Origin of the sequence: Lentzea aerocolonigenes, from assembly GCF_000974445.1 — a bacterium.
GTDB lineage: Bacteria > Actinomycetota > Actinomycetes > Mycobacteriales > Pseudonocardiaceae > Lentzea > Lentzea aerocolonigenes.
The window spans coordinates 145,287-165,953 of sequence record NZ_BBOJ01000008.1; the positions used below are offsets into that span (position 1 = coordinate 145,287).

A 20,667-nucleotide genomic window follows, 5' to 3' on the forward strand; every position below is an offset into this window, starting at 1 on the left:
CTCGGCCCCCAGAAAACACAACGAAGCCTGGCTATGTTTGCGCCTTTTGCAAACATAGCCAGGCTGTCAGGGTGAGTGACGGGACTTGAACCCGCGACACCTGGGATCACAACCCAGTGCTCTGCCAGCTGAGCTACACCCACCACGTACCGGCGTTCACCGGCGGGGAAAGCATAGCAACGACAGCTACCGATATTGAAATCGGGGGTCAGTCGGCGTTCTTCAGCAGCTCAGCGGCCACGGCCTGCGCCTGCTCCGTCGTCGGACCGGGCTGCGGCACGAACGCCGTCCGCCGGTAGTACGCGAGCTCCCGGATCGACTCGACGATGTCCGCGAGCGCCCGGTGCGCGAGGCCCTTGCCCGGCTGCGCGTAGTAGATGCGCGGGTACCAGCGCCGGCACAGCTCCTTGATCGACGACACGTCGACCATGCGGTAGTGCAGGTGCGCGTCCAGCGCCGGCATGTCGCGGGCGATGAAGCCGCGGTCGGTGGCGATGGAGTTGCCGGCCAGGGGAGCGGTCCGCGGGTCCGGGACCCACTCCTTGATGTAGGCCAGGACGGCGGCTTCGGCTTCCTCCATCGAGACCGTGGAGGCGCGCACCTCCTCCGTCAGACCTGACTTGGCGTGCATCTCCATGACGACTTCCGGCATCGAGGCCAGCACTTCGTCGGAAGCGTGGATCACTATGTCCACGCCGTCGCCGAGCACGTTCAGCTCGGCGTCCGTGACCAGTGCCGCGATCTCGATCAGGGCGTCCTTGCCCAGGTCGAGTCCGGTCATCTCGCAGTCGATCCACACCAGACGATCCATCACGCCTCGAACATTACTGCGCCGGGGCTCAACTTCGAGTGGCGGCGTGCAGCAACCTGGTTACGCTCCTCGTGCATGACGGTTCAAGCTGAGATCGCTGCTGGATACGCGTCCGAGAGCGCGGCCATCGAACTCGGCGCTGTGCTGGTCGACGGAGCAGTCGAATCGACCGCACACGTCCGCATCCCGTTGTCCATGGTCAACCGCCACGGACTTGTCGCGGGCGCAACGGGAACGGGCAAGACGAAGACGTTGCAGCTGCTCGCCGAACAGCTGTCGAACAACGGCGTGCCGGTGCTGATGGCGGACGTCAAGGGCGACTTGTCCGGTCTGTCGCGGGAAGGCGAGCGCAGCGACCGGACGGACACCCGCGCCAAGGACACCGGCGACGACTGGCAGCCGCAGTCGTACCCGATCCAGTTCCTGTCGATCGGCACGGGCGGCATCGGGGTGCCGCTGCGGGCGACGATAACGAGCTTCGGGCCGATCCTGCTGTCGAAGGTGCTGGGCCTGAACGACACCCAGGAGTCGACCCTGGGACTGATCTTCCACTGGGCGGACTCGAAGGGGCTGCCGCTGCTCGACACCAAGGACCTGCGCAGCGTCATCCAGCACCTCACGAGCGACGAGGGCAAGGAAGACCTCAAGGGCATCGGTGGCGTGTCGAGCTCGACGGCGGGTGTGATCCTGCGGGCGCTGGTCAACCTGGAGGCGCAGGGCGGCGACAGGTTCTTCGGCGAACCGGAGCTGGACCCGGCCGACCTGATGCGGCAGCGCGACGGCAAGGGTGTCGTCAGCCTGCTCGAACTGGCCGAGCTGCAGGGCAATCCCGCGTTGTTCTCGACGTTCCTGATGTGGCTGCTCGCGGAACTGTTCGAGACGCTGCCGGAAGAGGGCGACGTCGAGAAGCCCAAGCTCGTCTTCTTCTTCGACGAGGCGCACTTGCTGTTCTCGAACGCGTCGAAGGCGTTCCTCGACCAGATCACCCAGACCGTGAAGCTCATCCGGTCCAAGGGAATCGGCGTCTTCTTCTGCACGCAGCTGCCGACCGACATTCCGAACGACGTGCTGTCACAGCTCGGCGCGCGCGTACAGCACGCACTGCGGGCCTTCACGCCAGACGACCAGAAGGCGTTGTCGCGCACGGTGAAGACGTACCCGAACACACCGCACTACGACCTGGAGAAGGCGCTCACGTCGCTCGGCATCGGCGAGGCGATCATCACCGTGCTGAGCGAGAAGGGCGCACCGACCCCGGTCGCGTGGACTCGGCTGCGGGCGCCGCGCTCGTTGATGGACACCATCGGCAACGACGCGATCAAGCAGGCGGCCCAGCAGAGCGACCTCCACGGCAAGTACTCCGAGACCGTGGACCGCGAGTCGGCCTACGAGCAGCTCATGCGGAAAGTCGCGCCACCTCAGCAGGAACAGCAAGCCCCGGAACCCCCTCCGCAAAGGCACGAGAAGGAGGAACCGGGACTCGTCGAGAAGGTGCTCGGCAACAGCGCGGTGAAGTCGTTCCTGCGGTCAGCCGGCAGCGCCCTGGCGCGCGAGATCACGCGGGGCATCTTCGGCACCTCGCGCAAGCGACGCTGACAGCACAGCCGCGCCGAGGCAGAGGGCGCCCGCGACGTACCAGGCCAGGTCGTAGCTGCCCAGGTGGTCCCGGGTGAGCCCGGCCGCGGACGCCGCCAGTGCCGCGCCGAGCTGGTGCGACGCGAACACCCAGCCGAACACCACGGGCCCGGACATGCCGAAGTACTGGCGGCACAACGCCACGGTCGGCGGCACCGTCGCGACCCAGTCCAGGCCGTAGAAGATGATGAACACCAGCATCGACGGGTGTGCCGACGCGCCGAACAGCTGAGGAAGCAGCATCAGCGAGAGGCCGCGCAACGCGTAGTAGGCGGCGAGCAGCAGCCGTGAGTCGACACGGTCCGTCAGCCATCCGGACGCGATAGTGCCCACGATGTCGAACACACCGACCAATGCGAGCAGTCCGGCCGCAGTCGTCGTCGGCATGCCGTGGTCGTGCGCGGCGGGAATGAAGTGCGTGCCCACCAGACCGTTCGTGGACGCACCGCAGATGGCGAACCCACCGGCCAGCAACCAGAACGGCCGTGTGCGAGCAGCGGAACCCAACGCGGTCAGAGCACGACGAGCCGCACCACCGGACGGCGGCGGGGGAGTGTCCTCGGTCGCGCCGAGCGGCAAGAGCCCCACGTCCCGCGGGTACTCGCGCAGGAAGAACGCCGCCAGTGGCACCACGGCCAGCGCGGCGATGCAGATCACCAGCGACGCGGGCCGCCAGCCGTAGCTCTCGGACAGCCACGCCACGGTCGGCAGGAACACCAGCTGACCGGCCGCACCACCCGCCGTCAGCACGCCCGTGACCAGGCCCCGGTGCCGCACGAACCAGCGCCCGGTGATCGTCGCGACGAACGCGAGCGCCATCGAGCCCGTGCCGAGCCCGACCACGACACCCCAGAGCAGGACCAGCTGCCACGACGCCGTCATGAACACCGTCAGCCCGCTGCCGACGGCGACCATGGTCAACGCGTACGTCACCACGACCCGCACGCCGAACCGGTCCATCAGCGCGGCCGCGAACGGCGCGGTCAACCCGTACAGCAAGAGGTTGATCGAGATGGCGAGCGAGATCGTGCCGGTCGTCCAGCCGAACTCCGCCCGCAACGGCTCGATCAACGCGCCGGGTGCCGCGCGGAACGACGCGGCACCCACCAAGGCGATGAAGGACACACCTGCGACAACCCAGGCCCAATGGAGTCTCACGCCGACAAGGTTCGGTGATGGCCGACCCTGCGACCAGTGGCCCGATGGCCAACATGTGAAAGAATCCGGCCATGCACCGGATCGCCGTTCTCGCGCTCGAGCAGTCGGTGGCGTTCGACATCGGCAGCTCGACGCACATGTTCGCCCGGCTCGCGGACCGCTACGAGGTCGTCGTCTGCTCGCCGGACCGCCGTCCGATCCCCACGACCGGCGGCTTCACCATCGCGCCCGAGTACGGCTTGGAGGTCCTCCAAGACGCGGACACGGTGCTCGTGCCGGGCACCCACTACCCGCCGGCGCGCGAAGGCAGGCTCGAACCCGCCGTCCGGGAGGCCCTCACGACGACGAACGCGTCCCGGATCATGTCGATCTGCACCGGCGCGTTCGTGCTCGCCGCCGCCGGGCTGCTCGACGGCAGGCCCGCGACCACGCACTGGGGCACCACTGACCAGTTCCGCGCGCTGTACCCGAAGGTGCGCCTCAACCCGGACGTGCTGTTCATCGACGACGGCGACATCCTCACCTCGGCGGGCGTCGCCGCGGGCATCGACCTGTGCCTGCACGTCATCAGGTCCGACCACGGCAGCGAGGTGGCGAACTGGATCGCCCGCTACTGCGTGGTCCCCGCGTGGCGGCAGGGCGGCCAGTCCCAGTTCGTCGACCGCCCGGTGCCGAGCTACCCGGACACCTCCACCGCGCTCGCCCGCGAGTGGGCCTTGGAACGCCTCCAAGAACCGCTCGACCTCGCCGCGATGGCCGCCCAGGTGCGGATGAGCGTGCGCACGTTCACCCGCCGGTTCCGCGCGGAGACCGGCATGTCACCGGGCCAGTGGCTGACGCAGCAGCGCGTCGACCGGGCCCGGCACCTGCTCGAGTCCACCGACCTGCCGATCGACCAGGTCGCGAGGCACGCGGGGTTCGGGACGGGAGCGGCGTTGCGGCAGCAGCTGGCGGCGTCGATCGGGGTGTCGCCGAGCGCCTACCGTCAGACGTTCCGTTCCGCTTGACCCTCCACAGTGGACTGCTCTGGGGACACCTCGACCAGGAACGGCCGCAGCAGGTCCGGCACGGCGGCGTCGGCCAGCGCCAGGCCGTCGGACTCGCCGACGTCCGTCACGTGGTACACGCCCGCACCCGCCGCGGTCGTCGCGCCGATCGTCATCAAACCGCTGCGGCGCTGGAAGAACGACCTCCGGATGCGCCAGCCGATGATGCCGGTGCGCTGCAACGCGACCGTGCTGCGGACCAGAGAGTTGTTGCGCGTCACCAGATAACGCTCGTCGAGCGCGTTGCCGAGCGAGCGGTAGTTGTCCCAGCCGATCAGCGCGGCGAACGGGATGATCGCCACGGGGATCGGCCACGCCCACGACGGCGCCCAGGCCGCGAGGCCGGCCGCGATCACGACCCACGGCACCACGTGCCGGACCACGCTGCGGCGCAACGCGGCGAACGGGTGCTTGCGGAGCTTGCGCAGAGTCGGGTCGTCGGCGACTTTCAGCACGTCCTGGGAGACCTGGTGCGCCACGGACAACGGCGCTGGCGGCAGCAGCAGGTTGCTCTCGCCCTTCGAACCCAGTCCCGTCGTCACCGCGGCCAGCTTGGCGCCCCTGCCGGCACGGACCAGCAGCGGTTCCTGGATGTCGACGCCGCGCAGCCGTTGCTCCTCCACGGAAACCGACCTCGTGGTGAGCAGACCTCGTTGCACCCGCAGGGTTCCGTCCGGCTCACGGGTCAGCCGGTAGTTCCAGAACTGCAGGACGTAGAGCGGCACCGACAGCACGAGCCCCGCCACGACGAGCGCCACCGCGAACGCGCCGAACAACGTCAGGCTCGGGTGCTCGAACAGCCACTCCCACAGGTCCTGCACCGGGTGCAGGCCGAGGTCGTCCGCGTAGTTCGACAGCACGCCGAACAGGGCACCGATCGCGACCAGGCCCGACAGCGACAGCGGCGCGAACTTCAGCCACTTCAGGTCGAGCTGCGAGATGACCGCGGACTCCGGCAGCACCGGCACCGCGTGCGCCTCACCCCGGGGCACGACCGCCTTCTGCAGCAACAGGACCCGCAGCCGTTCGGCCTCCTCCTGCGTCACCGCGTCGAGCGTGAGGCCGTCGGTGCCGGGGGTGTCCTGCTGGCCCGTGCCGATCCGCACCGCTGAAAGCCCGAAGACGCGGTGACCCGGCTTCGAGGTGAGGTCGACCGTCCTGATGCGATCACGCGGGACCGCGAGCTGCTTGCGGGTCAGCAACCCGGTGTGCAGCTCGACCTGGTCGTCGGTGATGCGGTACTTCGTGGTGCGCCAGATGAAGTAGCTGAACGCGAGGATCGCCGCGACGGTGACACCGCTGGCGATCAGCCGCCACTTCTCGCCGTTGCCGGTGAACAGCAGCACGAGGATCGGCACCAGCATCGCGATGCCCTCGTTGAGCGGACGCACGACCAGCATCCGCACGTGCAGGCGGTGCCACTCGGCCAGCGGCTCGGTGAACTCCGGCGCCGCGGGCAGGCCTGCCGGCAACTCGGCTGGAGTGCTCACGTGGCATCACCGGGCGTGGCCTGCGTGGTGTTCGTCAGCTCCACCACGAGCTGCTGCGCCGTCACGTGGTCCAGGCCCTCGATCTCCACGGGACCCGCGGCCGACGCCGTCGTCACCGTGACCGTCGCGAGGCCGAGCAACTGCTGGAACGGCCCGCGTTTGGTGTCGATCGTCTGGATCCGCGAGACCGGGGCGACGCGCCACTCCTGGTTGAGCCAGCCGGAGAGCGTGTACACCGCGTCCGGCGTCGTCTCCCAGCGGTGGACGCGGTAGCGCCACGTCGGTTCGACCGCGGTGTGCACGAGTCCGACGACCAGCGTGGCGATCAGGAGTGCGAGCTCCCACGTCGGTGGTTCGTTCACCAGCAGGAACACGACGAGCTGTGGCACGAAGAGCACGAGCCAGAAGAAGGCAGCCTGCATCGTCCACAACAGGACGGACTTCGGGCTCACCTGGTGACGAGGCGTGCGCAGTTGCAGAGTCACCCCACAAGGGTGCCTCACCCGCACCTGGTGGTGTGGCCAGGTGGGTCAATTCGGGTGGTGACGGCGAGGTGGTCTTGCTTGCGAGGGAGGCAAGACCACCTCGACCGGCCGGTTCGATCAGGGCTTGGCGCAGTACGGGGGTGTGAAGGTGTCAGGGGTGTCGGCGGATGCCGCACCCGCCACCGTCACGAGCGCCCCCAAACTGAGGATCACCGCGGCGATGGTTCGAGCGATAGTGTTCAACTTCATTGAGGTGCTCCGTTCGATAGGTGGCGGCCGTGGATGAGGGCAGGAAGTCGTTGACGAGGTTCGGCGCGCGGTTGCGGACGGTCCGGCTGCAACGCGGCCTGTCGCAAAAGGACCTCGCGTGCCCCGGTGTCTCCATGAGCTACGTGTCGCGGCTGGAGTCCGGCGAACGGGTGCCGTCGCCCGCCGTCGTGCGCAGGCTCGCGGAGGTGCTCGGCGTCGACCCGTCCGAGCTGATGGTCGACGAGGACCGCACCGCCATGCAGGACGAGGCGCTGGCGTGGTGCGAGGCGCTGCTCGCCTACCACGACGGCGACCTGGTGATGGCCGTCGACCTGCTGGAAACGCTGGGAAAGCGGTCGGACGAGGAGATGTTCGGCTGGTGCGTGCGGTGGACTCGCCTGGTGATGCTGGCGAGGCAGCGCGACCACGAGGGTCTGCTGCTGGCGGCGGCGAAGCTGCGCAAGTCGTGGTCTCCAGGTCCGGCGGTGGACGCGCTGGTGGAGATCCTGCGCGCATCCTCGTTGCGGCGCCTCGCCCGGACGGCCGAATCCGTGAAAGCCGCGACGGAGGCCGTAGAGCTGGCCAGTGGTGACGGCGAACGGGTGCGCCGGGTCAACACGCGCGCGCTCATCTCGTTGTGCGCGGAGCTGACGGCGGCCGGACGTCTCGCCGACGCGGAGCAGGTCGTGGACCAGCTTTCCGCGCGGCTGCCCGAACTCGGGCGCGACCGGCTCGCGATCTCCACGTGGTGGGCGCGGGCCAAGGTCGCCGACCGGCTGGGCGACCGCACGGAGGCCGCGCACTGCATCCGCGAGGCCGTCGCGATGCTCGACGACTACGACGGCGATCCCGAGTACCGGTGCCGGATTCGGCTGGCCGGTGCGTCCATCGGGTTGCGCACGCCCGGTGCGAACCTCGACGAAGTCGTTGCGTTGCTGGACAAAGTGGAGACGACCGTCGCGGCGATGCGCCGGCAGGGCGGCCTGCTCGCGCACGCCCGCGCGTTGCGGGCGGAACTCGCGTTGCGCGACGGCGAGGTCGACCGGGCGCGTGAGCTCGCCGAGAGCGCGCTCTCGACCGGACAGCTCGACGCCGAGCAGCAGCTGCGGTGCCACCTGCTGCTCGTGCGGGCGGCGGACGAGGTCGACCCGGACGGCAGCACCTCCGCGCGCACGGCACTGGCCGCGCTGCTGGAACACATCAACCCCGAGGGCGTCGACCCGCTCCTGTGGCGCGACGTGGCTCGCATCGCGCTGCGCAAGCACTGAGGGCGCAAGCTCTGCGGCTGGGCGACGTTGCCCGGTCATGACCGCCCCTCGCTCGTTAACTGGACACCTTGTTAACGGAGCATGACACACACCGGATACCCCTCACATCACCCAATTCCACCCTGTGAGCATGGGTAAAACACCCAAGAACCGGCAGTAACCGGTAGGCGGCAAGCGACCGAACGGGCGATTGATCGGCGGGCCTCTCGGAGTAATTGTCAATTACTTGACAATGGATGCCTCGGTGGTGGTCAAGTTCATCCACCACACCACGGCTCCGGCGCGTCCCTTGACGTCAAGGGTCGTGTAGATGCGCTGGAGGTGGTTCTGCACCGTCTTGGGGGACAGACCGAGCGTCTCCGCGATCATCGCGGTGCTCGCGCCGGCGGCCACGAGCCGCAGCACCTCGATGCCGCGTTTGGTGAGCCCGGCCCGCAGCGCGCGGGCGATCCGGGTGTTCGTGTGCTCCGCGGTACCGGCGTCGTGCAGCTCTCCCGGCTGCGGGACGCGTATCACGGCGTCCTCGCGCTTGGGCTCGAAACGCCTGTGCGCCAACTGTTCCACGAGTCGTGACGACAGGTCGTGCTCGCGCATCCTGAGCAGGTCGCGGCCTTCCTGCAGCTCCCACAACCGGTACTGCTCCAGCTGGAGGCGTGCGTGCCGCAACGCGCGTTCGAGGTCGCCGGACCGTTCGTGCGCCTCGCTCAACTGCTGGTGCGCGTGCACCGCGACTTCCCGTGCCAGACAGCTCATCGCGAGCTCGGCGGCCTGGGTCAGCTGGGTGATCTGCTCCGGGTAGCGCCCCCGCGCCCCGCTCAGCCGGGCGCGCGCCATCAACGCCTCCGCCCTCGCGACCGGGCGGGTCCTTCCGGCAAGCAACTGGTCAGCGCGCTGCCAGCTGCGGTGCGCGCGGTCAAGTTCACCCAGATCGATGCGCACGTGTGTCAGCAGCACGTTGACCATCGCCATCCGCACCGGGTCGCCGACCTGCTTCCACCGGTCGCGCACCTGTGCGCACAACGCTTCCGCGCGCCGGAGCTTGCGCACGCACGGCTCGCCGTCGAGGCTGCAGCGGTTCTCCGCGGTCCGGATCATGCAGTGCTCGTGGTACTGCACGCGCAGCACCTTCGCCTGTTCGAACAGCACCGAGCCGATCAGCTCGCTGTCGCCGGTGAGCTCCGCGAGGCCCAGCGCGCGGGCGAACGAGTGGAAGCTCCGTTCCCGCGAGTCGAGCCGCAGTTCCACCACGGCACGGGAAAAGCTGCACCGCGCCTGCAGTCCGATGTGGCGGTTCGCCGCCGCGATCTCCTGCACCTTGTCGATCGTGTCGAGCGCGCTGGGCCACAACCCGCGTTTGCCGAGCGCCACGGACTGCGTCAGCACGCCCTCCGCGACGCCCTCGACGTCGTCCAGCCACGTGAACGCGGCAACCGCTTTCTCCGCGTACTCCAACGCATCGCCTGGTCTGCCCTCGTCCAGTGCGATGCGCGCCTCGCGCAGGTTGTGCACGGCGTTGGACCGCGGATCCGCCGTCCTGCCGGGAACCGTCATGGGTGTTGCCCCCTCACTCGGGGGCGAGCCTACTGCTGTTCCCGCAGTTGACGTTTCAACACTTTTCCGGCCGCGTTGCGTGGCAGCTCCTCGAGGAAGAAGACATCACGCGGAACGGAGAACCGCGCGAGGTTCGCCCTCACGTGGTCCCGCACCTGTTCCGCGGTCAGGGTTTTCGCGCCGACGACGAACGCGGCGAGGCGCTGCCCCCACTCGTCGTCCGGCACGCCGAGCACCGCGACCTCCGTGACGCCGTCGAGGTTCGAGAGGAGGTCCTCGACCTCGCGCGGGTAGACGTTCTCGCCGCCGGAGATGATCATCTCGTCGTCGCGGCCCGCCACGAACAGCAGGCCGTCGCGGACGTAGCCGAGATCACCGGTCGACATCAGGCCGTTCAACGACTCCTTGCTGGTGCCGTTGGTGTAGCCGTCGAAGAGCATCTCGTTGCCGACGAAGATCCGCCCGGTCTCGCCGGGCGCGACTGGGTTGCCCCTGTCGTCCACAATGGCCAGACGGGTGCCGAGCGGTGGTTGTCCCGCCGTGCCGGGCTCGCGGAGCATCTCCTCTGGTGTCGCGATGCTCGCCCAGCTCACTTCCGTTGAGCCGTAGAGGTTGTAGAGCACCGGCCCGAACTCCTCCAGCGTGCGGGTGGCCACGCGCGGGGGCAGGGCGGACCCGCTGGAGGCGATGATCCGCAGCTTGGGCCGGTGCGGGGTCTCCAGCATGCGTTGCAGCATCACGGGAACGACGAACATCGCGGTGCACTGCTCCGCGTCCTTCAGCGCCTGTGCGGGATCGAACTTCCGGCGCAGCACCAGCGTCGCCCCGAGTACGAGCCCGAGCTGGAACGCGGCGAGGCCCCAGGCGTGGAAGAGCGGGGAGGTGATCGAGATGACGTCGCCGTGCCTGAGCGGGATCCGCGACAGCAGTGCGGCGGCGGGGGCGAGGCTCGCGGGTTCCGGGCGTTTGGCGCCCTTGGGCGCACCGGTTGTGCCGGAGGTGAGGATGATCAGCCGGCCGCGCGGAGGCCTGCGGGGCAGTGGCGTCGTGGGCCCGTTGAGGATGAGCGACTCGAGCTCGTCGCTGAAGTACGTGGGGACGTCGGGCAGCAGGTCGGCGAACTCGCGGTCGGCGACGATCCTGTCGATCTTCTGGTCCTGCGCGACCTGGGCCAGTTGTCCTTTGCTCAGGCCGGTGTTGAGCAGGACGGCGTCAGCGCCGATCTTGGTGCAGGCGGTCATCGTCTCGATGAACCCGCGGTGGTTGCGGCACAGCAGGCCGACGCGTTCCCTGGCGCGGAAGGCGTGCGCGAGCCGGCTGGTGCGCTCGTGGACCTCGGCGTAGGTGAGAGTGCCGTCGTCGTCGACGATCGCCGCGCGGTCGGGGTGTCGTCCCGCGCCCGTCTGGTAACCCCAGGCGAGCGTGATGTCCCACTGCACGTAGCCGCGCACGGTGCCGGAGAGCCCTCGCGGGCCCAACGGCCGGATCACTCCGGCTTTGACCAGGGTCAGCAGCACGCGGGTCAGCATGAACCACACTCTGCCACTAACCTACTTGCGAGTAGGTAACGCTGTGACTGCGGTCACATCTCGGTGTCGGACGCGGCGACGACGGCTTCCCTCAGCGCTGCCCGCAAACGGCCGACTTCCAGCGGTGTCAGCACGGCGGCCTCTCCCGGCGGCACGTTGATCACGATGTGCCCCTGGCTGACGAACACCGTCAAGTCCCGTCGGCGCGAAGCGATGTCGCGGCAGCTCACCTGCCACTCCTCTTTGGCTCCCACGGGTTTCTTCCTCCAGCTCACTCGGCGCGCCGGGCCCGGTCGTCCCGGCGCTCGCGTCGGTGAGACGCGCGCCACCGGTGGTCATGACGAAGGTTTCCCGTTCGGGGGAACCGTCTTCGCCGAGCGACCGTGCCGAGCTGCGGATAGCGTCGCACGTGGGACGAGTTCTGGTCACCAGGAGGGGTGAAAATGGCGGAACCGCAACGCATCGTGATCGCAGGGACGGGCCTCGCCGGTGCCTCCGCGGCGGGCGCGCTCCGGGAGCGCGGCTACGGCGGCAAGATCACCATGTTCGGCACCGAGCACCACCGGCCCTACGAACTGCCCGCGCTGTCCAAAGACCTGCTGCTGGGAAAGGCCTCCGAACCCACGTGGGTGCACGAGCCGAGTTTCTACGCCGACAACGAGATCGACCTCCAGCTCGGCGTCTCGGTGCTGGAGGTGCGGCCCGGCGATCACGCGATCGTTGACTCCGATGGAGCAGTGCGTTCCTACGATCGGCTCTTGCTCGCGACCGGATCGCGCCCCCGCGTTCTGCCTGGCGCGCAAGGACATGTGCTGCGCACGCTGGACGACTCGCTCGCGTTGAAGTCGGCGTTGCGCGAGGGCAGGCACGTCGTGATCATCGGCGCGGGCTGGATCGGCTGCGAGGTGGCGTCCGCGGCCCGCACGCACGGCTGCCGCGTCACGGTGGTCGATCCGCTGTCCGAACCGCTGGTGCGCGTGCTCGGCACCGAGATGGGCGCGATGTTCCGCGGCCTGCACACCGAACACGGCGTCGAGTTCAAGCTCGGCACCGGAGTGCAGGGCTTCACCCCGTCCGGCCCGCGCCTCGACGACGGCACCGAACTGATCCCGGACGTGACGGTGCTGGCGGTGGGCGCGACACCACGACTCGAACTGGCCGAGGCCGCCGGACTGGACCTGGCCGACGGGGGCGTGGCCGTCGACGCCACGTTGCGCACCTCCGCGCCGGACGTGTTCGCGGCCGGCGACATCGCGGCGCACGACCACCCCCGCTACGACGGCCGGGTCCGGGTCGAGCACTGGGCCAACGCGAAGGACCAGGGCACCTACGTCGCCGGTCCGCTGCTCGGGGAGGACGAGCCGTACGAGAAGTCGCCGTACTTCTTCACCGACCAGTACGACCTCGGCATGGAGTACCGCGGTCTCGCCGGTCCCGACGACGAGGTGGTGGTGCGCGGCGACCTGGCCGCGCGGCAGTTCATCGCGTTCTGGCTGCGGGACGGGCGGGTGCGGGCCGCCATGAACGTCAACGTCTGGGACGACGGCGCGGCGTTGAAGGCGTTGGTGGACGCGCAGGCGACCACGACGCCGGATCAGCTGCGCGAGGCGGAGCTGAGTTCGCTGGTCTAGATGCAGGACCCGTGCACGGGGCTCTCGCCCTCGGCCAGTTCGCTGAGGGCCTTGCGGAGGACCACCATCTCCTGATGGGAGAAGCGGGTGCGGAAGGAGCGCTCGACGTCGGCCAGCGCGTCGCCCGCCTCCTTCTGCAGCTCGCGACCCTTGTCGGTGATCACCGGCGTGCGCACCCGGCGGTCCTTGGGGTCGGGCACCCGCATGATCAGGCCGGCCCGTTCGAGCTTGTCGAGCTCGCTCATCAGCGTGGTCTTGTCCAGGCCGAGCATCGCCCCGAGCTTGAGCTGGGTGCGCGCGGCCTCCTCGTCGCTCGCGAGCGCCTGGAGCACCAGCTGCCCGCGCAGGGAGATGCCGAACTTCGCGATCTCGTCGGCGAACGCGGACCCGACCCGCTGGGCGGCGCGGTGCAGCAGCCAGTTGAAGTCCCACTTCTCGACGCACGCGGCGATCGGTTGCTGCACCTCCATGTGGTCCATCCTACATCCCGGCGAAGATGTTCTTGGTTGAGAACATCTTGACTCGGAACTTCTCCACTCGTATGTTCTGGGTATGACCAATCTGCTGCACATCGACTCGAGCATCCGCCACGAGGGCTCCGTGACCCGCGAGATCACCGGTGCGTTCGCCGACGTCTGGAGGTCCGTCAACCCCCAGGGCGGCTACACCCACCGCGACCTGGCCGCGGCGCCGATCCCGCACGTGGACGGCACGGCGCAGGACATCAAGACCGACCTGGTCGCCGAGGTCAGGGCCGCGGACGTGATCCTCATCGGCGCACCGATGTACAACTTCTCGATCCCGTCGACGCTCAAGGCGTGGATCGACCAGATCGCGAGCCCGGAGTTCTTCCCGCGCGAGGACGGCACCTTCGAGCTCGGCGGCAAGCGGGTGGTCGTCGTGACGGCTCGCGGTGGCTCGTACAAGCCGGGCACGCCGCGCGAGGGTTTCGACTTCCAGGAGCCGTACCTGCGGGCCGTGCTGTCGATGATCGGGCTGGACCAGCACCTGGAGTTCGTCCACGCAGAGCTGACCATGGCCGAGGTGAACCCGCAGCTGCACGAGTTCCGCGAGCTGGCGGTCGAGTCGCTGGCCGACGCGCACCGCGTGGTGAAGGAACTCGCGTCCGCCTAATGTCGGTCGGGTGATCGACAAGGTTGCTTGGGTTCACGTCCTCGACGGACGGGTGCTCGTCGCCCGTTCGCACGGCAAGGACACGTTCTACGTGCCCGGCGGCAAGCGCGAGCCGGGTGAGTCCGACGTCGAGACGCTCGTGCGCGAGATCCGCGAGGAGCTGTCCGTCGACGTCTCCGCCGCCGAGCTGCTCGGTGTGTTCGAGGCTCAGGCGCACGGTCGCGCCGAGGGGGAGACCGTGCGGATGACCTGCTACACGGCGTCTTTCGCGGGAGAGCTGAAGCCGGCGAGCGAGATCGCCGAGCTGGCGTGGTTCACCGCCGCCGACGCGGACCGGGTCTCACCGGTCACGCGGATCATCTTCACCCATCTGCACGAGGCCGGACTGCTGGCCTAGTCTGGTAAGCGCTTTCCGGGCAGCGGGTGGCCACTCCATCTGGTCAGCCGCTTCGCGCGGGGGCTCGACGCGCTGTGAAGCGGCGCGTCCGGCTCCCGTGCGCCCAGAAGGCGGCGGCCGTGCTGAGCACGGCGATGATCACGTAGATCGCCGTGAAGCCGAGGTGCGCGACGAGCACCGCGCCCACCGCGAGGCCGAGCGGCCCCGCGGTGAACACGATGCTGATCGCGGTGGCGCTGACCCGGCCGATCACCGCGGGCGGCGTGCGCTGCTGGACGAGGGTGGCGACCGCGATCACGGCCCAGGCGAGACCTGCACCGTGCACGAACCCGGCCGCGAGGACCGCGGGCAGCCAGGCCGTCGTGCGGGCCAGCGCCGCGACCGCGATCAGGGCGAGTCCCACCGCGACGTTCGCGCGTCGTCCCAGCAGGCCCGCGACGACCGATCCGGCGCCCTGGGCGGCGGTCAGCACGCCGAGGAACTCCGGTCCGTGGTGCAGGCCCTTCTCCACCAGTGAGAACGCCGCCGCGGTGTGCAGTGAGCCCGCGAACAACGCCGTTGCCGCACCAGCGATCGGCCAGATCAGGGCCTTCAGGTGCGGCCAGCTGGGTGACTCGTGCGGTGCGGGCGGTGGTTCGGCGACGCGGATCATGCTGGTGGCCGCCGCGGCGAACAGGAACGACAGGGCGTCGATCGCCACCACCGGCCACGCGCCGTACGCGGCGAACAGGGCCGCGCCCGCCAGCGGTGCGACGAGCTTCATGCCTTCCTGCAACGACATCCGCAGTCCGTTGATCCTCGCGAGCCGGTCCGGTGGCAGCAACGCCACGAGCAACGCCGGTTCGGCGGCGCTCACCAGCACTGCTTTCGTGCCGTAGACCAGCAGCACCGCGAAGACCACCCAGATCTCGTCGGTGAAGAACAGCACGGCGAGCACCGGGACGATCGCCAGGTCGGTCCAGACGAGCAGGGGCTTCTTGCGGCGCGCGTCCACGAACCTGCCGAGCCACGGCGAGAGCACACCCGGCGCGTACACGCACAGCAGCGCGAGAGTCGCGAGGGCGTCGCTGCCCGTCAGCGTCTTCACCCAGACTCCGGCGACCAGGTACATCGCGCTCGTTCCGAAGAAGGACAGCGCAAGACCCGCGAAGTACCACCGCACCACGTCGCAACCCCCCCAGATACGACGGAAGGAGGCGAGCAGCGCTCTCCTCCCACTTCAACATATAGCGCACCCCCGCTCTTGCGGCAAGACCCCCGGTGTGCTTCATCATTTCCCGGCCAACGCGTTTTACCTGGGGAAATGGGGATTCCATGATCGACGTCATCATCGCCGGCGGCGGGCCGACCGGCATGATGCTGGCCGGCGAGCTGCGGCTGCACGGGGTGCGGGTGGTGCTGCTGGAGAGGGACCTGGAGCCGACCGAGGTCGTCCGGGCGCTCGGCCTGCACGCGCGCAGCATCGAGATCCTGGACCAACGCGGCCTGGTCGACCGGTTCCTGCCGCTGGGCACGAAGCACCCGCTCGCCGGCTTCTTCGCGGGCATCGACAAGCCCGCGCCGGAGCGGCTCGACACCAAGTACCCGCACACGCTCGGGCTGCCGCAGCCGGTCACCGAGCGCCTGCTCACCGAGCACGCCGTCGAGATGGGCGCCGAGATCCGGCGCGGATGCACGGTCACGGGGCTCTCGCAGGACGACGAAGGGGTGACCGTCGAGCTGGCGGACGGCACGTCGTCGCGGGCGCGCTACCTGGTCGGGTGCGACGGCGGGCGCAGCACCGTGCGGAAGCTGGCCGGCATCGACTTCCCCGGCGAGCCCACGCGGGTGGAGACGCTGCTCGGCGAGATGGAGATCGGCGTCCCGTGGGAGGAGGCGATGCCGTTGATGCTGGAGGTCCGCAAGACGCAGAAGCGGTTCGGCATCGGCCCGTTCGGCGACGGGGTGTACCGGGTCGTCGTGCCCGCCGAGGGGGTGTCGGAGGACCGTGCGGTCATGCCGACGCTCGACGACTTCAAGGAGCAGCTGCGGCGGGTCGCGGGTACCGACTTCGGCGTGCACTCGCCGCGGTGGATGTCCCGCTTCGGCGACGCCACGCGGCAGGCCGAGCGCTACCGGGCGGGGCGGGTGTTCCTCGCGGGCGACGCGGCGCACATCCACCCGCCGACCGGTGGCCAGGGGCTCAACCTCGGTGTGCAGGACGCGTTCAACCTGGGCTGGAAGCTCGCCGCGGCCGTGCACGGCCGGGCACCCGCCGGGCTGCTCGACACCTACGAGGCCGAACGGCACCCGGTGGCCGAGGAGGTGCTGAACAACACCCGCGCCCAGATCGAGCTGATGAAGGTCGAGCCGGGGCCGCAGTCGGTGCGGCGGCTGCTGACGGAGCTCGTCGGGTTCGAGCAGGTCAACAGGTACCTGGTCGAGAAGATCATCGCGGTGTCGGTGCGGTACGACCTCGGTTCCGAGAACGACCTGGTCGGCAGGCGGATCGGGGACCTCGCGCTGAAGCGGGGCGGGCTCTACGACCAGATGCACGCCGGTCGCGCGATCCTGCTCGACCAGACCGGAACGCTCTCGGCCGGGGGCTGGGCGGACCGGGTCGACCACCTCGTCGACGTCAGCGAGGAGCTGGACGCGCCCGCCGTGCTGCTGCGGCCGGACGGGCACGTGGCGTGGGCCGGCTCCGACCAGCAGGAGCTGGAGGCGGAGCTCGCGCGCTGGTTCGGTGCCGCCTTGTAGCCGCTCCAATCGCCAGGCCGAGGTCACCCGTTCGGGGGCCGGGGGCGCGCTGTCACACTGTGCGGCGTGTCCGAGCCGACGAACGCCGTGCTGCTCCGCGCAGCCGAGCTCACCGCCTCGGGGAAGCCTCGGCAGGCCATCGACCTGCTGCGGCCCCTCGTGGCGGCGAACCCTCGGCACGCCGAGGCGTGGTGCCGGCTCGCGGCCGCCCACCTCGACCTCGGTGAGGCGGACCGGGCACTCGACTCGGCCAAGCGGGCGATGACCCTCGACGGCGAGCCCGCCTGGCCGCAGCGGCTGGCGGCGCTCGCGTTGAGCGACCTCGGCCGGCACCAGGAGGCGGCGGTCGCGGCACGCGAGTCCGTGCGCCGCAAGCCCGGCGACTGGCGGTGCTACGTCGTGCTGGCCGAGGTGCTCGCCGACGCTCCGGACGGTGCCGTGGAGGCGTTCGACTCGGCCCTGCACGCTTCCCAGCTCGCGCCGAGCGAGGCGCGGGCGTTCCAGGTGCTCGGCGACGCGGCCCTGCGTCTGCGCGACTGGGGCACCGCGGAGCACGCGTACCGCACGGCGATCAAGCTCGACCCGTCCGACGCCGACTCCAAGGCGAACCTCGCGACCGTGCAACGGCGGCGTTCGGCCAAGCCCGCGCCGGTGCAGTTGAACAAGCTCCAGGTGTGGCGCGCGCTGCGCATGCTGTCGTTGCTGCTCGTCGGCGGCGGTTTACTCGCGTTGATCGCGGGCATGCCGCGGCCCACGCCCTACCTCGGGTTCTTCACCGCCGCCCTGGTGCTGTGCTGCCTGGTCGTGGCGTTGCGCCTGCGGCCGTTCAGGATGCTGTTCGGCCTGCGCAAGCTTGCCGTGACGGTGTCGCTGCTCGCCGCGTCGGCTCTCATCCTGACGGCGTGGACGGTCGCGTTGCTGTTCGGCGCAACCACGATGCAGCCGCTTGTGCTTTCCTGGTTGTGCGCTGTCGTGGGGGGAGCGCTCGTCTACGTCGGAGGAGGCAGGAAGCGGTGATGCGTCGCAACGCGGTCGCGCTCGCGTTCCTGCTGTTCCTCGGACAGCTGTTCATCGTCGCCGCGCCCGCGGAGCCCGCGCCCGCCTCCGGTTCCGTCGTCCGCCACGGCCACGACTTCGCGAACCTGCCCGGCGCCGCGCCCAAACCGCACAACCGCAACGCGGCGCAGGTCCCGCAGTCCCAGCTGCCGATGGACTCCCCGCCGGTCGCGAAGCCCTCGCTGCCCGTCCGCTTCATCGTCTCCTTCGCCCGGCGCGTGCACCGCACGCCCGACGGCATCCGCTGGACCCCGCAGCGGGACCGCTCTCCGCCTTCCGGTCGCTGAAACCCGTTTCCAGCAACCAATTCCGGAAGGCTTTCCCAACCATGTCGCGTGACAACGCGCGACGGGGTCTCCTCGTGCGCGCACTGGCAGCGCTCGGGGTCCTCGTCGCGTCCACTTTCCTGCTGCTCACCACCGATCCCCGCCTCGGCCTCGACCTGCGCGGCGGAACCCAGATCGTCCTCGAGGCCAAGGGCGACGCCGACGCCGCCGACCGCTCACTGGAGGTGTTGAGGCGCCGGGTCGACGCTTTGGGCGTCGCCGAACCGGTGATCGCCCGCTCCGGCGAGAACCGCATCGTCGTCGAACTGCCCGGCGTCCAGGACCCCGAGGAGGCCGTGAAGGTCCTCGGCCGCACCGCGCAGCTCCTGGTGCAGCGCAACGGCCAGACCGTCATGACCGGCGAGGGCATCTCGGACGCCACGTCCGTGCGCAACCCGCAGGGCGCGGGTTTCCTGGTCAACATCCAGTTCCGCGGCGACGCGCCGTCGAAGTGGCAGAAGGTCACCGGTGAGGCGGCCTGCGAACCGTCCGGCACGCCCGGCCGCCAGATCGCGTTCGTGCTGGACGGCAAGCCGATCTCGTCGCCGGAGGTCAGCCTCGACACGCCGTGCGGCGCCGGCCAGGCGGGTGGTGCCACGTCGATCACCGGCCGGTTCTCCCAGGAGGAGGCCAAGGAACTGGCCCTGGTCATCCGTTCCGGCGCGCTGCCCGTGCCGGTCGAGGTGATCGAACAGCGCACCGTCGGGGCGACGCTCGGTGCCGAGGCGATCGAGGCCAGCGCTCAGGCCGCGATCATCGGCATCGCGCTCACCTCGGTGTTCCTGATCTTCGCCTACCGGTTGGCGGGGTTCCTCGCCGTGGTGGCTCTGGCCGGTTACGCGGCCGTCGCCTACGCGGGGCTGCTGGCCGTGGGCGCGACGTTGACGTTGCCAGGCCTGGCCGGTTTCGTGCTCGCGATCGGCATGGCGGTCGACGCGAACGTCCTGATCTTCGAACGGGCGCGGGAGGAGTACGCCCGCAAACCGAACCTGCGGCGCGCCGCGGAGGGAGGTTTCCGCGGTGCGCTGAGCGCGATCGCCGACTCGAACGTGACGACCCTGCTGGCGGCCGGTCTGCTGTTCTGGCTGGCCACGGGCCCGGTGCGCGGCTTCGGCGTCACGTTGACCATCGGTGTGCTGGCGTCGATGTTCAGCGCCCTCGTGCTGTCGCGCGTGCTGGTGCTGTGGCTGTTCGGCACCCGGTTCGTGGCGAAGCGCCCGCGGTTGAGCGGCCTGCACACGTTGGGCTGGGTGCGCCGGCGGCTGTCCGTCGTGCTGTACCGCCGTCCGTCGTTGTGGCTGATCAGCGCCGGTGCCGTGGTGCTGGTGGCGGTCGCGGGCCTGTTCGTGCGCGGCCTGAACCTGGGCGTCGAGTTCACCGGCGGCCGCATGCTCGACTTCACCGCGGGCGGCCCGATCGACGCCGGCAGGGTGCGCACCGCGTTGTCCGACGCGGGTTTCCCGGACGTGGTCGTCTCGTCCTCTGGCTCCGAGGTCTCCCTGCGCACCGGCCCGATCGACGACGCGCAGTCGTCCCGCATCGGCCAGGTCGTCTCCTCGGCGGTGGACGGCGGCGCCCGCCAGTCGAGCAACGAGCTGATCGGCCCGTCGCTGTCGTCCGAACTGCGCCGCAACGCCGTCATCGGCCTGGCCATCGCCGTGCTCGCCCAGCTCGGCTACCTGGCCGTCCGCTTCGACTGGCGCCTGGGCCTCGCCACGGTCGCCGCCCTGCTCAGCGACGTGCTGGTCCTGATCGGCGTGTTCGCGTGGCTGGGCAAGACGGCCGACGGCGTGTTCCTCGCGGCCCTGCTGACCGTGATCGGCTACTCGGTGAACGACTCGGTGGTGGTCTTCGACCGCCTGCGCTCGTTGCGCGGCTCCCGGTTGAAGGCGCCTTACCCGGACGTGGTCTCGGACGCGGTCGTGCAGACCGTGCCCCGCACCGTGAACACGGGCATCGGCGTGCTCTTCGTGCTGTCGGCGTTGCTGGTGCTCGGCGACGGCTCGTTGGCCAACTTCGCGACGGCGCTGCTCATCGGACTGATCGCCGGCACCGCGTCCACAGTGGTCACCGCAGCCCCGGTCGCCCTCTGGCTGGAGTCGCGCTGGCCGCGTCGAGCAGTTTCGAAGAAGCGCGTCTCGGAGGTGCGGGCCTAGCGTTTG

20 protein-coding genes and 1 tRNA gene are annotated in these 20,667 nt (G+C 69.7%); 10 read left to right on the forward strand and 11 right to left on the reverse strand.

The annotated features are described in order from the left end of the window. Nucleotides 1–70: 70 nt before the first annotated feature. Nucleotides 71–143: transfer RNA gene (locus AOM45_RS17190), tRNA-His, on the reverse strand. Between the two features lie 65 nt (nt 144–208). After that, nucleotides 209–814: an oligoribonuclease gene (gene orn / locus AOM45_RS17195; protein ID WP_030468286.1), complete on the reverse strand. Its 606-nt coding sequence runs from the start codon at nt 812–814 to the stop codon at nt 209–211. Nucleotides 815–886: 72 nt separating this feature from the next. Here orn and AOM45_RS17200 point away from each other — a divergent pair, with 72 nt between their 5' ends. Then, on the forward strand, nt 887–2,407 hold the full coding sequence (locus tag AOM45_RS17200) for a helicase HerA-like domain-containing protein (protein ID WP_030468285.1): 1,521 nt from the start codon (nt 887–889) through the stop codon (nt 2,405–2,407). Here AOM45_RS17200 and AOM45_RS17205 read toward each other — a convergent pair. Then, nucleotides 2,339–3,604 carry an MFS transporter gene (locus AOM45_RS17205; protein WP_030468284.1) on the reverse strand — a complete coding sequence of 422 codons (1,266 nt, stop codon included), beginning with the start codon at nt 3,602–3,604 and terminating at the stop codon, nt 2,339–2,341. The two genes, AOM45_RS17200 and AOM45_RS17205, sit on opposite strands and share 69 nt — an antisense overlap. 71 nt (nt 3,605–3,675) lie before the next feature. Between AOM45_RS17205 and AOM45_RS17210 the strand changes: the two genes are divergently transcribed. After that, entirely contained in the window at nt 3,676–4,611 is a 936-nt protein-coding gene (locus AOM45_RS17210; RefSeq protein ID WP_030468283.1) for a GlxA family transcriptional regulator, read from the forward strand. Here the strand turns inward: AOM45_RS17210 and AOM45_RS17215 are convergent. The 3 genes from AOM45_RS17215 to AOM45_RS53495 all read right to left on the reverse strand — a co-directional run bounded on the left by AOM45_RS17215 (nt 4,590) and on the right by AOM45_RS53495 (nt 6,874). Next, the gene (locus tag AOM45_RS17215) at nt 4,590–6,140 is read right to left on the reverse strand and encodes a PH domain-containing protein (RefSeq protein WP_051783589.1); all 1,551 of its coding nucleotides are present in this window, start codon (nt 6,138–6,140) and stop codon (nt 4,590–4,592) included. The genes AOM45_RS17210 and AOM45_RS17215 overlap by 22 nt on opposite strands. Next, nucleotides 6,137–6,625, reverse strand: coding sequence for a PH domain-containing protein (locus AOM45_RS17220; protein ID WP_372497464.1), 489 nt, complete (start codon nt 6,623–6,625; stop codon nt 6,137–6,139). The genes AOM45_RS17215 and AOM45_RS17220 overlap by 4 nt, the downstream gene beginning before the upstream one ends. 117 nt (nt 6,626–6,742) lie before the next feature. After that, nucleotides 6,743–6,874 (reverse strand): hypothetical protein, encoded by a 132-nt coding sequence (locus AOM45_RS53495; RefSeq protein WP_269083649.1) that lies wholly within the window; start codon nt 6,872–6,874, stop codon nt 6,743–6,745. Nucleotides 6,875–6,903: 29 nt separating this feature from the next. Between AOM45_RS53495 and AOM45_RS17225 the strand changes: the two genes are divergently transcribed. Then, the gene (locus tag AOM45_RS17225; RefSeq protein WP_162185668.1) at nt 6,904–8,142 is read left to right on the forward strand and encodes a helix-turn-helix domain-containing protein; all 1,239 of its coding nucleotides are present in this window, start codon (nt 6,904–6,906) and stop codon (nt 8,140–8,142) included. Between the two features lie 222 nt (nt 8,143–8,364). On the opposite strand, the gene AOM45_RS52150 is transcribed toward AOM45_RS17225, so the two are convergent. The 3 genes from AOM45_RS52150 to AOM45_RS17240 are packed head-to-tail and all read right to left on the reverse strand — an operon-like array spanning nt 8,365 to nt 11,476. Beyond that, complete coding sequence (locus AOM45_RS52150; protein ID WP_030468279.1) at nt 8,365–9,693, reverse strand: LuxR family transcriptional regulator; 1,329 nt, start codon at nt 9,691–9,693, stop codon at nt 8,365–8,367. 29 nt (nt 9,694–9,722) lie between these two features. Further along, nucleotides 9,723–11,222, reverse strand: a complete 1,500-nt coding sequence (locus AOM45_RS17235) for an AMP-binding protein (RefSeq protein WP_030468278.1) — start codon at nt 11,220–11,222, stop codon at nt 9,723–9,725. A gap of 53 nt (nt 11,223–11,275) precedes the next feature. Continuing rightward, entirely contained in the window at nt 11,276–11,476 is a 201-nt protein-coding gene (locus AOM45_RS17240) for a hypothetical protein (protein ID WP_030468277.1), read from the reverse strand. Nucleotides 11,477–11,665: 189 nt separating this feature from the next. Between AOM45_RS17240 and AOM45_RS17245 the strand changes: the two genes are divergently transcribed. After that, nucleotides 11,666–12,853, forward strand: a complete 1,188-nt coding sequence (locus AOM45_RS17245; protein WP_030468276.1) for an NAD(P)/FAD-dependent oxidoreductase — start codon at nt 11,666–11,668, stop codon at nt 12,851–12,853. On the opposite strand, the gene AOM45_RS17250 is transcribed toward AOM45_RS17245, so the two are convergent. After that, nucleotides 12,850–13,323: a MarR family winged helix-turn-helix transcriptional regulator gene (locus AOM45_RS17250; RefSeq protein ID WP_236703719.1), complete on the reverse strand. Its 474-nt coding sequence runs from the start codon at nt 13,321–13,323 to the stop codon at nt 12,850–12,852. The genes AOM45_RS17245 and AOM45_RS17250 overlap by 4 nt on opposite strands. Before the next feature lie 82 nt (nt 13,324–13,405). On the opposite strand from AOM45_RS17250, the gene AOM45_RS17255 reads away from it, so the two are divergent. Both AOM45_RS17255 and AOM45_RS17260 read left to right on the forward strand, forming a co-directional pair. Further along, on the forward strand, nt 13,406–13,987 hold the full coding sequence (locus AOM45_RS17255; RefSeq protein ID WP_030468274.1) for an FMN-dependent NADH-azoreductase: 582 nt from the start codon (nt 13,406–13,408) through the stop codon (nt 13,985–13,987). A 10-nt stretch (nt 13,988–13,997) separates the two neighbouring features. Then, entirely contained in the window at nt 13,998–14,384 is a 387-nt protein-coding gene (locus tag AOM45_RS17260) for an NUDIX hydrolase (RefSeq protein ID WP_030468273.1), read from the forward strand. A 43-nt stretch (nt 14,385–14,427) separates the two neighbouring features. On the opposite strand, the gene AOM45_RS17265 is transcribed toward AOM45_RS17260, so the two are convergent. Beyond that, complete coding sequence (locus tag AOM45_RS17265; protein WP_051783582.1) at nt 14,428–15,549, reverse strand: MFS transporter; 1,122 nt, start codon at nt 15,547–15,549, stop codon at nt 14,428–14,430. A 149-nt stretch (nt 15,550–15,698) separates the two neighbouring features. Here AOM45_RS17265 and rox point away from each other — a divergent pair, with 149 nt between their 5' ends. The 4 genes from rox (at nt 15,699) to secD (ending at nt 20,661) form a co-directional block, all read left to right on the forward strand. Then, entirely contained in the window at nt 15,699–17,123 is a 1,425-nt protein-coding gene (rox, locus tag AOM45_RS17270) for a rifampin monooxygenase (protein ID WP_030468271.1), read from the forward strand. Nucleotides 17,124–17,189: 66 nt separating this feature from the next. Further along, nucleotides 17,190–18,140, forward strand: a complete 951-nt coding sequence (locus AOM45_RS17275) for a tetratricopeptide repeat protein (protein ID WP_030468270.1) — start codon at nt 17,190–17,192, stop codon at nt 18,138–18,140. After that, nucleotides 18,140–18,466 carry a hypothetical protein gene (locus AOM45_RS17280; protein ID WP_030468269.1) on the forward strand — a complete coding sequence of 109 codons (327 nt, stop codon included), beginning with the start codon at nt 18,140–18,142 and terminating at the stop codon, nt 18,464–18,466. The genes AOM45_RS17275 and AOM45_RS17280 overlap by 1 nt, the downstream gene beginning before the upstream one ends. Before the next feature lie 74 nt (nt 18,467–18,540). Beyond that, nucleotides 18,541–20,661: a protein translocase subunit SecD gene (secD, locus tag AOM45_RS17285; protein WP_308202610.1), complete on the forward strand. Its 2,121-nt coding sequence runs from the start codon at nt 18,541–18,543 to the stop codon at nt 20,659–20,661. Nucleotides 20,662–20,667 lie beyond the last annotated feature (6 nt).